The sequence below is a fragment of the Blautia massiliensis (ex Durand et al. 2017) genome (genome assembly GCF_051861785.1).
Classification (GTDB): Bacteria; Bacillota; Clostridia; order Lachnospirales; family Lachnospiraceae; genus Blautia_A; species Blautia_A luti_A.
Window position 1 is genome coordinate 1,792,189 of sequence record NZ_CP146725.1, and the last position, 13,079, is coordinate 1,805,267.

At 40.0% G+C, this 13,079-nt stretch carries 16 protein-coding genes and 1 riboswitch; of the genes, 2 read left to right on the forward strand and 14 right to left on the reverse strand.

From position 1 onward, the window contains the following. Positions 1-20 precede the first annotated feature (20 nt). The 8 genes from V9W66_RS08540 to V9W66_RS08575 all read right to left on the reverse strand — a co-directional run bounded on the left by V9W66_RS08540 (position 21) and on the right by V9W66_RS08575 (position 7,416). A complete protein-coding gene (locus V9W66_RS08540) occupies positions 21-959 on the reverse strand; it encodes an oligopeptide/dipeptide ABC transporter ATP-binding protein (protein WP_059086421.1) in 939 nt (312 codons plus the stop codon). Between the two features lie 9 nt (positions 960-968). After that, positions 969-1,760 (reverse strand): ABC transporter ATP-binding protein, encoded by a 792-nt coding sequence (locus tag V9W66_RS08545; RefSeq protein ID WP_144094013.1) that lies wholly within the window; start codon positions 1,758-1,760, stop codon positions 969-971. Then, positions 1,741-2,604 carry a nickel transporter permease gene (gene nikC, locus V9W66_RS08550; RefSeq protein ID WP_243121697.1) on the reverse strand — a complete coding sequence of 288 codons (864 nt, stop codon included), beginning with the start codon at positions 2,602-2,604 and terminating at the stop codon, positions 1,741-1,743. Before nikC ends, V9W66_RS08545 begins: the two co-directional genes overlap by 20 nt. Before the next feature lie 15 nt (positions 2,605-2,619). Next, positions 2,620-3,549 (reverse strand): ABC transporter permease, encoded by a 930-nt coding sequence (locus tag V9W66_RS08555; protein ID WP_144094014.1) that lies wholly within the window; start codon positions 3,547-3,549, stop codon positions 2,620-2,622. 136 nt (positions 3,550-3,685) lie between these two features. Continuing rightward, positions 3,686-3,859, reverse strand: a riboswitch (cobalamin riboswitch). Between the two features lie 147 nt (positions 3,860-4,006). After that, positions 4,007-5,365, reverse strand: a complete 1,359-nt coding sequence (locus tag V9W66_RS08560) for an MATE family efflux transporter (RefSeq protein WP_144094015.1) — start codon at positions 5,363-5,365, stop codon at positions 4,007-4,009. 154 nt (positions 5,366-5,519) lie between these two features. Beyond that, on the reverse strand, positions 5,520-6,194 hold the full coding sequence (locus tag V9W66_RS08565; RefSeq protein ID WP_144094016.1) for an ABC-2 transporter permease: 675 nt from the start codon (positions 6,192-6,194) through the stop codon (positions 5,520-5,522). After that, on the reverse strand, positions 6,191-7,039 hold the full coding sequence (locus V9W66_RS08570; RefSeq protein WP_144094017.1) for an ATP-binding cassette domain-containing protein: 849 nt from the start codon (positions 7,037-7,039) through the stop codon (positions 6,191-6,193). The genes V9W66_RS08565 and V9W66_RS08570 overlap by 4 nt, the downstream gene beginning before the upstream one ends. Before the next feature lie 2 nt (positions 7,040-7,041). Then, positions 7,042-7,416, reverse strand: coding sequence for a GntR family transcriptional regulator (locus tag V9W66_RS08575; protein ID WP_015526677.1), 375 nt, complete (start codon positions 7,414-7,416; stop codon positions 7,042-7,044). A 238-nt stretch (positions 7,417-7,654) separates the two neighbouring features. On the opposite strand from V9W66_RS08575, the gene V9W66_RS08580 reads away from it, so the two are divergent. Then, entirely contained in the window at positions 7,655-8,293 is a 639-nt protein-coding gene (locus V9W66_RS08580; protein WP_144094018.1) for a DUF3786 domain-containing protein, read from the forward strand. After that, positions 8,280-8,861, forward strand: coding sequence for a TetR/AcrR family transcriptional regulator (locus V9W66_RS08585; RefSeq protein WP_144094019.1), 582 nt, complete (start codon positions 8,280-8,282; stop codon positions 8,859-8,861). Before V9W66_RS08580 ends, V9W66_RS08585 begins: the two co-directional genes overlap by 14 nt. A 60-nt stretch (positions 8,862-8,921) precedes the next feature. Here V9W66_RS08585 and V9W66_RS08590 read toward each other — a convergent pair whose 3' ends face one another. The 6 genes from V9W66_RS08590 to V9W66_RS08615 form a co-directional block, all read right to left on the reverse strand. After that, positions 8,922-9,041: a DUF6462 family protein gene (locus V9W66_RS08590; RefSeq protein WP_226844454.1), complete on the reverse strand. Its 120-nt coding sequence runs from the start codon at positions 9,039-9,041 to the stop codon at positions 8,922-8,924. Between the two features lie 86 nt (positions 9,042-9,127). Beyond that, positions 9,128-9,466 (reverse strand): type II toxin-antitoxin system RelE/ParE family toxin, encoded by a 339-nt coding sequence (locus V9W66_RS08595; RefSeq protein ID WP_144094020.1) that lies wholly within the window; start codon positions 9,464-9,466, stop codon positions 9,128-9,130. Next, on the reverse strand, positions 9,463-9,771 hold the full coding sequence (locus V9W66_RS08600; RefSeq protein ID WP_144094021.1) for a type II toxin-antitoxin system RelB/DinJ family antitoxin: 309 nt from the start codon (positions 9,769-9,771) through the stop codon (positions 9,463-9,465). Before V9W66_RS08600 ends, V9W66_RS08595 begins: the two co-directional genes overlap by 4 nt. A 526-nt stretch (positions 9,772-10,297) precedes the next feature. Beyond that, positions 10,298-11,674, reverse strand: a complete 1,377-nt coding sequence (locus tag V9W66_RS08605; protein ID WP_144094022.1) for a sensor histidine kinase — start codon at positions 11,672-11,674, stop codon at positions 10,298-10,300. Beyond that, positions 11,662-12,324, reverse strand: a complete 663-nt coding sequence (locus V9W66_RS08610) for a response regulator transcription factor (RefSeq protein ID WP_144094023.1) — start codon at positions 12,322-12,324, stop codon at positions 11,662-11,664. The genes V9W66_RS08605 and V9W66_RS08610 overlap by 13 nt, the downstream gene beginning before the upstream one ends. Positions 12,325-12,338: 14 nt before the next feature. Further along, entirely contained in the window at positions 12,339-13,079 is a 741-nt protein-coding gene (locus V9W66_RS08615) for a lantibiotic immunity ABC transporter MutG family permease subunit (RefSeq protein ID WP_005330844.1), read from the reverse strand.

A 13,079-nucleotide genomic window follows, 5' to 3' on the forward strand; every position in this document is an offset into this window, starting at 1 on the left:
TCCTTTGTTTGTTTTATATTTTACAGCATATGACATGCCGCAAAATGTCCTGTTTCAATTTCTGTCAATTCCGGTATATGCTCTCTGCATATATTTGTACATCTTCTGCACCGGTTCTGATATGGGCAGCCCTGTTCCGGAATGGTATCTGAAAATATTTTCTTTTCCTGCGATCCGATTCTTCGCATTTTCGGTTCTTTTACCGGAATAGAATCAAACAGATCTTTTGTATAAGGATGTACGGCAGTCTCCTTTAAGCTGTCCGTATGATCGATAAACTCGACCACGCGTCCCTGATACATAATAGCCACCTCTTTGCAGAGATATGGAACGTTGGACAGATCGTGAGTGATCAGTAAATAGGTCATCTCATATTTTTCCTGCAGCTCATTTAACAGATGCAGGATCTGCTTTCGTATGGAATAATCCAGACTGGATACCGGTTCATCACAGATCACAAGCTCCGGTCTTAATACCAATGCTCTCGCAATATTAGCTCTCTGACACTGACCTCCTGAAATCTGTCCAACATAACGGTTGCGGATATCCGGATCAAGCCCCGTCTGGATCAAAGCCTCCTTTACTCGCTCTTCATACTCACCCTCTTGCAGTTTTTCATGTAATTTCAAAATTTCCAAAATATTTTCTCCAATGGTATAACCGGGATCAAATACCCCGCTGCTGCTTTGAAAGACCATCTGAAGATTCTTGCGATATGGACGAAACTGCTTTTCAGACAAATCCTGCATTTCCTGTCCCTGAAACCAGAATTTTCCATCTGTAGGTTTCTCCAGGCCGGCGATCAGCTTTCCGAATGTAGTTTTACCACTTCCACTTTCACCGATCAGAGCCATGGATGATCCTGCATGGATTTCCAGACTTACATCATCCACTGCCTTCACAATTTTTTTCTTACCATAATATTTTTTTAAATGTTCTGTCTTTAACAACGTACTCATACTTTTCCCCTATAAAACTGCATCCAGCAGTTTTTTTGTATATGAATGCTGCGGATGATAAAAGATCTCTTCGACGGTTCCGTTTTCCACTATTTCGCCGTCTTTCATGATTGAAACATCATCTGCGATCTCTGCCACCACACCCAGATCATGCGTAATAAATAACACGCCCAGATTTTCTTTCCTGGATAGCTGATAGATTTCTTCCAGGATCTGCTTCTGTACGGTTACATCCAAGGCTGTCGTCGGCTCATCTGCGATCAGATAATCCGGTTTCATGGACATGGCAATGGCGATCATAACACGTTGGCACATACCACCAGACAGTTCGTAAGGTTTTTTCTTCATCAGTTCTTCCGGATCACGCAGATTCATCATCCGCAGACTTTCCAACGCTGCTTCCCTTGCCTGTTTTTTGCTCATTCTGCGATGTTTTCTCAGTCCTTCCAGAAGCAGTTGTTCAACTGTAAAGAGCGGATCAAGAGCAGCGGTCGGATCCTGAAAGATCATTCCGATCCTGTCTCCGTATAACTGTCGCTTTTCTTTTTCTGATAACTTCAGAAGACTCTTTTCGTTCAGTGTCACATCTCCGGATATCACCTTTCCATTTCCTGCAAGCAGATTCATGATCGTCAGAGAGGTAACTGACTTGCCGCTTCCGCTTTCTCCCACCAGAGCATGGATCCTTCCGCGCTTTACTTCCAGGCTGACATCTTTTACTGCATGAACCATTCCGTGAGAGGTCTGAAACTCCACATGTAATCTTTTTACCTTTAGAACATCATTTTTGGGCTGTTCCATTCTGTATTCCCTCCCCCAGATAATTAAATGCCAGAACAATGATCATGATCAGTATGCCAGGATAAAACATCAGTCTTGGATAAGTCTGGATATAACTTTTACTGTCACTGAGCATGATCCCCCATTCCGGTGTCGGTGCCTGCACTCCAAGGCCGATAAAGGAAAAACCGGCAATTGACAGAATGATCGAACCGATTTCCATTGTTGCCAGTGCGATCACAGATGGCAGGATATTTCTCAATACATGCCGGAATATGATCCTTGCGTGGCCGCAGCCGCCGGCTTTTAGTGCGGTCATATAATTTTTATTTTTTTCCTGAAGTGTCAATGCCCGGGCAAGCCTTGCATATTCTGCCCAGGATACGACCGATAAGGACAGAATCAGATGAGCGCCGCTGGCTCCTACGGTTCCTGCAATGGCAAGTGCCACAATAAAGACCGGCATAGCCATAAATACATCAATGATCCTCATAATTATGGAATCGATTTTTCCACCTACATATCCGGCAAACAGTCCGATCGGCACCCCGACACATACGGTGATCAGAAGCACCGCAAAGCTATAGCTCAGTGAATACCGGCTGCCCCAGAGAAGTCTTGATAAAATACATCGTCCCAGCTGATCAGTACCTAAAGGATATGCCGCCGACGGATTCTTTAATTTTATCGAAACATTCACAAGCAGTGGATCATGCGGCGCCAGTACAGGTGCAAAAATAGCTGCCAATGCAAAAATTATGACCACCATCAATCCTATTTTTGTTTTCGGTGACTGGAATACCTGTTTCCAGTACAGATTCTGGATCATGCTTTTTTCTGTTTTCTGCTTTCTTCTGCTTCCCATTCTATGACTTCTCCTTTACTTTAACTGAATTCGCCGGTCAATCGCAGAATAGGCGATATCCACAAGAAAATTTAATACTACAATGCCCACAGCCAGAATAAAGATAAAGCATTGCAGCACCGGAGTGTCTTTTGAGATCACGGATTTCAATGCCAGATTTCCGATTCCCTGAATTGAAAAAATACTTTCTATCACAGCTGAGCCACAGAAAAAACCGATCACAATTGATACCAGACGTGTAAGCACAGGAATCAGAATATTTTTCAGACCATGACGCAAAATTACATTTACAGATGACAATCCCTTAGCTCTGCTGGCACGTATGTAATCCTGCTTCAGCACCTGTATCATATTGGTACGGATCAATCTCGTCATAATTCCAAAGAAACTGATATCCATGGCAAATGCCGCAAGAATCGGGATGCCTCCGGCATCTCCTCCGATCACGGAAATCACTTTTAGCTTTACTCCAAATATATAGAGCAGCATCAGACCGATCCAGAAAGACGGCATAGATACACTGAGGGACGACAAAATGCGAATGACTTTATCCAGAACTCTGTTTTCATAAATTGCCGACAAAATCCCGAGAGGGACTGATACGATCATCAACAATAAAAACGAAGTAACTGCCAGTTTAAATGTCTGTGGAAAATATCTTTTTAATTCTTCAAAAGCCGGTTTTCTTGTAGAATATGATTTTCCAAAATCGCCATGAAGTGCTTGCTCCAGCCATTTCCCGTATTGTACCAGCACCGGCTGATCCAGTCCTTCCTCATGCCGTACTTCTTCTATCTGCTCCGGTGACGGATGCTCGTATTTTTTCTCCGCCAGAGCTCTAGCCGCATCACCTGCCGATATAAAACTCAGCATGAAAATAATAAATGTAACCGCCAGCACTACCGGAATCATAAATATAAAACGCTTTGCAATTACTTTTCCCATTTTCATTTCTCCTCATTTTTCATCTGTTTATTCGGTTAAAATAAAAAAAGCTGATATGATCCAGCATCATATCAGCACAAAAAACAAACCTCTACCTCAGGCAGAGCTTATTCCTTCTGTATCCCATCCGAATCAGAATTCTTCTGTCAAAAAGGCAAGTCTCCTGACTCCAGTTCTTCCTACTTACCATCTTCCCGGATCTCTCCAGTGATATTTTGGTTTTCGTCCCTGTCACAGTAGCGGTGGCTGTTCTGGCATTTCACCAGATTCCTTATTAAGTACTTTGTACACCATTCTGACTATTCAATTTTCATAGTTGCAATGAATAAGTATCATAATATCATACTTTTCTTTTTATATAAATAGTTTTTTGTCAAATATAAAATATCTGAACATTTCATAGTGAAACCCGGATATTTTCTGCCTGTATTATTATAGATCCCTTAAGTAAATAACATTATGTATGAACGGTGACTTCTTTATATTTCCGTATAATGATCATATAACTTACGAATAATAAAACAGCTGCGCTGCTCCATGCACAGATCTCTGCATAGTATATCCCATCTTCGCCGATCAGTTTTGGCAGCAGCAGCGCAACACTGACACGCATTATAAATTCTGCAATGCCGCTGGCAAGCGGAATCAAAGTATTACCCAGGCCCTGGATAGCGGAACGATACACATACAGCAGATACAGCACCCACAAAAAGACAGCCATAATAAACAAATACTTATATGCTATATCCAATACCTGTCGGGTCTGATCCGGTTCACCGGATACAAACAGGGACAGTACATTACGTCCAAACAGTACCATCATGCCGGAAATGAAAGCCGAAGTGAGCACTGCCATATAAGTGCCGCTGCGCACGCCTTTTCGAATCCTCTGGTATTTCTTTGCACCAAGATTCTGGCCTACATAGGTTGTAATAGCATATCCATATGAAACGGCAGCCATCTCCAAAACCCCATACAGCTTGTTCGATGCCGTAAATCCCGCCACAAACAGAAAACCAAATCCATTGATCACATACTGTACCACAAGTCCTCCCACGGAGATGATCACATTCTGTACCGCAAGAGGAACCGCCAGTTCCAAAAGCCGCAAACTCATAGAGGGCTGCCTGTAAAAGTCCTTCTTTTCCAGGCGGATATCCGGGATTTTACGTAATACGATCAAACAGTACAAGGCTGAAAATCCCTGTGCGATAACGGTTGCCACTGCTGCTCCGGCTATACCCCAGCCAAAAACCGCCACAAATAACAGATCCAGTCCCACATTGATCACTGCTGCCACTGTCATTGCGATCAACGGAGATCTGCTGTTTCCAAGTGCCCGAAGGATCGCTGCAAATATATTATAAGCAGCTATGATCGGGATTCCTGCAAAGATCAGCCGCAAATATAGCATTGTCAGATCAATGACATTATCAGGTGTCTGTAAAAATAAAAGAACATAATAAACTGTACCTTCACTTACTGCGAGTACGACCACAGACAGTAATGCTGTCATGATATAGCTTTTCGCTACTGCACATTTCAGATTTTCCTTTTCCCTTGCTCCATAATACTGAGATACAAGAATAGAAAAACCCTGTGTGATACCTGTCATGATCCCCAACACCAGCCATACCAGCCAATCTCCGGCGCCTACTGCCGCCAGTGCTTCAACTCCTACCACTTGTCCGACAATCATGGTGTCTGCCATTGTATAAAACTGCTGAAAAATATTTCCAAGCATCATTGGTATGGCAAAAGTTATGATCAGTTTTCCGGGAGATCCGGCAGTCATATCTTTTTCATTGGTTCCCATAAGTGTCTCCTTTTCTTTTCATCCTTGTCCGCTATTTTACAGGGGACTCTTACGAAACACAATCCTATTTTTTCACAAAGTTTTATAATATTTTTGGTAGCTATTACATCTTTATAATCATTATTTTTAATGGATCATTTTTGCCACGCCTATCTTAAAACTCTTTCTTCTTCATAGCGCTCATACTATACTTATACGAAGCAAACCATATAAGCAGACTTAGCACAATAAGGGCAATCGCAATTTCAAAATCCCCTATTCCCCATATCATATGCAGAATAATTTCTTTTAATCCCAAGTTAGTCTTCACAAAAGATCTAATTGTATAACAAATCGCAAAAATAATTAAAATTGCGATTGGCAGCACAATTCGCCCTTTCTCTCCTTCGAACCTTATCCTGATCGCGATCATAATTCCTGCAATTGCCTGAAACACAAAAAATGTGATCAACTCCATTGCCAACATTTCCAGATCAAACACCTCTTCAGGATTTATGAGTACCATAATTCCTGCACAGATCATTCCAATGCACCATCCACATGCTGTCATGATAAAGGAAAAAATATATTTTTCTCTGACATATATTTTTTTATTTACGGGTAAAGAAAATAAATATGTGTAGCCATGGCCATTTTCATCATAACTGATCGTATTACCTGAATATATCGCCAGAACAGATGGGATATACACTGCAATGAAAGTAGCTCCCGTTTTTCCCGTAAGTATAAAAAACAATGCTACAAACACTAACACAAAAAAAAGATTACCACCTTGCCGAAAAAACAATCGAAAATCCTTTTCCAAAAGCCCTCTGATTCCTTTCATCATCTTTCGCCCCCTGTCAACATCAGGATCACCTGATCGAGTGATCCGCTCTCTACTACGATTTCCGGATAATTTTCTATATAATACTGCTTCTCGTTCGTCAGACAGGCAACTCCAAAAAACTCTTTTTTCTCTTTCAAAAGATACCTTTTATCCACTGCCTGATATTGTTCCTCACTGACCTTCAACACTGCATATTTTTCAAGAATCGTATCCATCTCTTCATGAAGTATGATCTTTCCTTTATGTATCACATAAATGTCATCACACAGATGTTCTAGGTCCGAAGAAATATGTGAGCTGATCAGGATACTTCTCTCCGGCTCTTCTTCCATATACTCTCTTAAAATATCCAGCATCCTTTCCCTCGCTCCGACATCAAGCCCTGCTGTCGGCTCATCCAGCATCAGAAATTCTGCCTGATGTGTCAATGCAATGATCAGATTCAGTTTTGCTTTCATTCCTGTTGAGTACTCTTTTATAAATTTATCCAACGGAATCTGATATTCTTCACACATCTGATGAAATTTTTCTGCTTCAAACTTTGGATATAATTTGGCAAGGACTGCCTCAACATCTTTCCCTTTCAAGTATCCACTGAATCCGGCTTCTGCCAGGACAACTCCCAGCTCTTCTTTCTCTTTTTCACTTAACTCTTCCGGTATTTTTCCCAGGATCTTTATCTCACCGGCATCATAAGAAATGAGTCCGAGCACTGCCTTGAACAAAGTACTCTTACCGGCTCCGTTCTCTCCAACCAGACCGATGATCCTTCCTTTTTCTACATTTAACGAACAGTCTAACTGAAATTCACCGTAGCTTTTCTTTACTCCTTTGATCTCCAACATAATCATTCATCCTCCATGATAAGTTCAAACAACGAACGGATCTCTTCCTCCTTCATTCCGCAGCGCCTTCCCTTCTGAATTGCTGCTTCCAGATCCGCCTCAACCTCTTTCCTGCGCTCTTCTTCCATCAGCTGTGTATTCGAAGCCGCTACATACGTTCCTTTCCCATGAACTGTGACTGTCATGCCCTCTGCTTCCAGATTGTCATATGCTTTCTTCACAGTAAGTGCACTGATCTTCAGTTCCTTTGCCATTGTTCTCACGGACGGCAATATATCATTTTCTTTTAACTCTCCGGAAATGATCTGCGCCTTGATCTGCTCCATGATCTGTTCATAAATTGGTACCATCGATGTATTATTGATTATAATCTTCATATGTTTCCTCCTGTTGTAAACAGTATATAACAGTGTAGTACTGTTGTCAACTGTTATATACTGTTTTGCAGTAGTTGACTGCCGGGATTCTGTCATCTGCCATCAGAAGGTATGGGAAGTCTTAGTCATTTACTTTTCATGATCATTAATTTTTATTTGTTACGCAAAATGTATTGACTTTATAGACCACTAGTCTATTTTGTAAATAACTACAACAAAAATATTCTTGGAGAAATATATGACGAAAGCTATCAATAATTATGATAAAACAAAAATTTCAATGGCACATGTTTTCCTGCAATATGATCAGGCTACAATGATACATAAATATTCATTAGATTACAATTCTGACTGGTTATATATTACTTTTATTAACCGTACCTATCGTATTGACCGAAAAACGGGAAGTGTTCAGTGGTCAGATAATGATTTTGAAATAGTTCATGAAGCCAATCATAATGAAGCAATGACTATTTATGATGTTTTATGTTATTCAAAGGATAGATGCCATCTGTCACATGAATTTGTAAATATAAACAGCCTTTCCTCTGTCCGAACAGGAAATCTCTCGCCGAACAGAGGATTTTTTCAGAATACCGCTGACTTTTTTAACGGAAAAACCGTTGCATTGCGTAATGCCTGTATATCACTTTCCGGAAAGGAACTGGAAAAAGGAGATGTTTCTTTTAAATTAAATCTTTTTCCTTTTTTGCCGATTATCATCCGTTTCTGGGAAGCTGATGACGAGTTCCCGGCAAGTCTTCAAATTCTTGCAGATAGGAGTACTTTAGATTACATGCATTATGAAACGCTTATGTTTGCACTTACACATCTGTTTTCCAGACTGAAGGAGGAAATGCGAATTGAAAAAGGGTGAAGAATCCAGACAACGCCTGATCGAGTGTGCTGCTGAATTATTTTGGAAAAATGGGTATTCTGCTACGGGAATCAGCGAAATTCTCAAACAAACAGACCTTCCAAAAGGATCTTTTTATTTTTATTTCAAAAGCAAGGATGACCTGGCAACAGCGGTAACGGAATACTATCAAAAAATCTTACTGGAACAATTTCAAAATAGTTCTCAGGGAAATGACTGGGAAAGTTTTATTGAAGAAATCTTTGATTTTTTATCTGAAAGGACAAATGGACAAACATTTGCAGGCTGCCCGTATGCGGTGATGGGCATGGAAACAGCACTTAGCAAGCCTGCAGTTGCATCTGTATTTATGGAAGGACTGAAAAAATTTGAGCAGATTTTTCAGGAAGTATTGTTATGCTCCGGATTGTCTCCAGATCATGCAAAAATTCTTTCTCAGCGCATGCTTTCTATCTATCAGGGATATTTTCTTCTTGGACGAATCAGCGATGATACTTCTTATTTGAAAAATGCAAAAAAAAATATGATTGAAATGTACCGGGAATACCGGGCATTTCATGGAATCTGAGAGGAACTTACATGAGTACGGTAATCCGGGCTTGTAACTGCCCAGTCGTAGTAACGGCTTTCACTCCGTATTATTCAATTTCGTCAGTCCAATGCTATAAAGCTCTGCACCCTCTTGATAACGCACAAATTTCTTTGCTATTTTCTTTGTTTTCTCTACATCTTTACGTGCATATCCCATACACCGCACCTCCCTTTTTGCATAAAAAAAGCAGCTAACCTATTTTTCATAGACTAACTGCTCGTGTTTTTGTTCCATATTCTGTTTTAATTTACTGAAACGTCTTCTGTTTGGCTTAACTGTTTATGAATATCACGTCCACCATACATAATTCGCACTACATATACTATTTCAGTTTCATCATCTGTTTTGTAAAATACCAGATAATTATCCACCGGAAAGAATCGAAGTCCTCTGCTGTACCACGGTTCTTCCTCATAGAGCCGGTTTCTGTTCGGCATAGTATCCAGCTTCCGAATTGCGGTCATAATCCGCTCTGCCTGTCCTGCAGCATTCTCCGGAGCTAACAGTTCCTCTGAAATATATCTGAAAATATTTCGCAGATCTTTCTTTGCTCCTGCTGTATACATCACTTTATATTTCATATACCAAATTCCTGTTTCATTTCTGCTTCAACTTCATCTGCTGAATACACTCTGCCAGCCTTAATATCTTCCATGCCTTTTTCTATTTCTGCATTGAACTGTTTCTTTGTCAGAGAGCCATATGCCACAGGCTCCTCATAAGCTGGAAGTTTCATCTCAAAAGGAATTCCTCTCTGGAGTACAATCTGTCTCAGAAACATTCCTACTGCATTGGACATTGGAATTCCAAGTCGATCAAGCACCTGCTCTGCCTGTTCTTTCACTTCAGGCTCAACACGTGCAAATACATTTGCTGTTCTTGCCATAGATATCGCCTCCTTTTTTTCTTCATTATATTTCATTTGATTGCAAATTGCAAGCAGTTCGCAATCTTATTTATCATTCATACGCTGGCAGGTGGCAGACGGCAGATAGGTTATCTATAAAATCTGTATTTGCTTCAATGACTCTGCCACCCATTATTCTTTTAATCGAATACTTTTTTCATGCTTTTCATTTATTTGATATCCCTGCATTATCTCAAACAAGCAACTCGCAGTTGCTGTCCTTATTATTCGCCTTTTTCGTTCACGGCTAAATGAAAAAATCATTTGATATCATAACAAAAGTTATATTATTCTCTTCTTATATGTGCATATAATCCCAACTATAATGATAGTTATGTAATAAAGAATAGTACGAGCATTTTTAATTTTATCAGCTATCATAATTCTGTATGCCTCCTTCTTCCATGAGATTACAGCAAACGTAGTAGTAATGTCTATCAAAAGGCTTTTACATATTAGATAAAAGCATGTAAAATTTCTTTTACATAGCTTAATTGCGGTCTATTTAGCTTGTTTCTTGACTACTCAGGAAAAATGTTTCTACCCTCGCCCCACCTGTATTTTCAGAATTTGAAAGTTTAATACCTCCACCATATTTTTCAGCCACAGTTTTTGCAAAAAATAGTCCCATCCCATAATGGGCTTCGCCATTTCTACTTGTGTCATCCATAAAAAACTGCTCTGTGCCATGCAATAATGCTTCTTTTGTAAATCCTGATCCGCTATCCTCCACAATGAATGTCAGCCGGCCATCCTGCTCCTTTGCGTCAATATAAATGATTCCATTTTCTTTTGTATGCTCCACTGCATTCTGAATCATATTCATTACGGCCCGGAACATTGGATCATAAGCAATCGTTACCTTTTTATCACTTTGCTGTGCCTTCCAGTTTATTTTCTGATGGCAGATTTCTGCCAGCCCAAGTGCCTGTTCCTTTATATCTGCGAAAAAATCTTCTAACCTCACCGTTGTATAGGTAACATCACTGCAATTCCATGATTTTGTGACATCTATCAACTGTTTTACATAACTTTGTATCTGAGTTGTTCCGTTTAAGACATAAGTAACATTATTTTTCTGTTCCGGTGTCAGCTCCGTTTCTGAAAGCAGCTCCGCATTTCCCCGTACAATGGTAAGGGGTGTTTTAATATCATGTGCCAAAGCGGACATCTGCCGGTTCTTTTCCTGTTCTGTTTTCCACTGCTTTTCTAAAGATTCTCGCAATGCATCTCGCATATCATCGATTGCCGATAAACAGTCATCAAACTCTTTGATACCGGAACAGGATGTCTCATATTCCAGATTTTGATCCTTTATTTGTCTGATTGCGTCTAATACAGGCTGCATCTGCTTTTTGATTCTTTTTCCAAAACGTATGGACGGAATGATGATAATCGCTACCGCTCCAATCACTGACATAATACTCATCACATTCTGTGGTCCTATAAAATGCTCCCTCAAAAAAGCTGAATGATATTGAGGCGTCAGGCGATATTGCAATACAACATATTCATTTTCCCTTACAATTACTTTATAAAAATATTTCCCGGATGCGTTTCCGTACTTTGCAACATTCCATGCTATCTGTTCGTATTGTTCTGACAGATCTCCACCTATTTTCTCTCCATTCTCTGAAAAGATTACATAATCACAAAGTGCAGGAATCATCTCAGCAGTTACTTTATCCGCACGTAAAATCGTATCATATGCTTCATTAATCTTTTGCTCTGCATAATTCGCCGGATAGATACAGCCCACACTAATCAAAAGGTACAGCAGCAGCCAAGCAACAATCACCAAACCTACTAATGATCCAAGCATGACCAGTACATATCTCATAAAAATCCAGCTGAGTGCATTGCTTCTCTTTACTCTTCCCATTTATATCCAATCCCCCAGACTGTTTTTATCGGTGTATAATCATAATCCGCAAATTTTGCTCTTATATTTTTGATATGCGTGATAATGGTACTGTCATTACTCTCACTGTCAAAACCAAAGACCTCTTCTAAAATCTGTTCTTTCGAGAAAACCTGTCCCCTGTTTTTAGCCAGGAATTCACAAATTTCGTACTCCGCTTTCGTAAGAGGAAGTTCCTTATCATCAACCAATAGTTTCTTTTGAGATATTTGAATACAGACCCTCCCCAAAACCATCCGGACAGAATGTTCCCTGTGCTCTCTTCTAAGATGTGCATGAATCCTTGCCCGAAGTTCCATCACTCCAAATGGCTTTGAAATATAATCATCTGCTCCCAACGAAAGTCCGTTCACCAGACTTTTTTCCTCCGTTTTTGCGGTAAGAAACAAAATCGGACAATCCACAAGTGCCCTGATTCTTTTGCATAATTCAAAGCCGTCAATTCCAGGCATCATAATGTCCAGTAAAATCAGGTCATAACGATGTAATTCTTCCATATTAATTTTTAGTGGATCACTTACTTTGGTAACCAGATGTCCATCCTTATTCAAAATGCTTTCTATCATTTCCAAAATTGCCGGTTCATCATCAACTGCCAGTATTTTTGCCATAGTTTCCCTCGATTCTATTCCGATATTCTGTTTCCTTCCCAGTGGTTTACCCACCAAAAATAGTATACCATACTAATCCCTGTAAATATTAAGCAACCTGGTATGAATGACAACCATTCACCTACACTAGTTTCTCCCAATACAGATTGCAGATAAGTATATGGTACTCTACCCGTCCAGCAGACAAATACATATTTCCACACATAATCTCCAAGTCCGGTAAGCATCAATGCACTAATTAGTCCTGATATAATCCCTGCTCCAATGGATACCCCTTTTCCAAACTGAAAAGCCAGAATCAGCTGCCACAGATAAAGTGGAACACTGCTTCCCCACAGCAGCAATGCTGCAAATATACATCCTTTCATGATTTCGATATCGCTTGATGCGATTCTTCCAAATCCAATTCCGAATATGATTGCTGTCAATAGGATAGAGCACAGACACAAAACCAGTAGCATCAACAGTTTCGATAAAAATGCTGCAGGTTTATCCGGTAAAGACAACAGATTTTGAAAATCACCTGCATTTTGTTCCTGTTCCATCACACTTGCTGTAAAAATTCCAATAAGTACCGGAAGTCCTGCTCCTATTGCCTGATAAAATGCAATCACTTTCATATTTTCATTCCATGGTGAAAAAAAGTAATATATTAAAAATATAACGCTGGTTATAATCGGAATCAGTAAGTGTGCCAGAATCACAGATGTTCCTTTCATCTTTCGCAAGTCTGCATTAAGAGATCTTCCAATCAT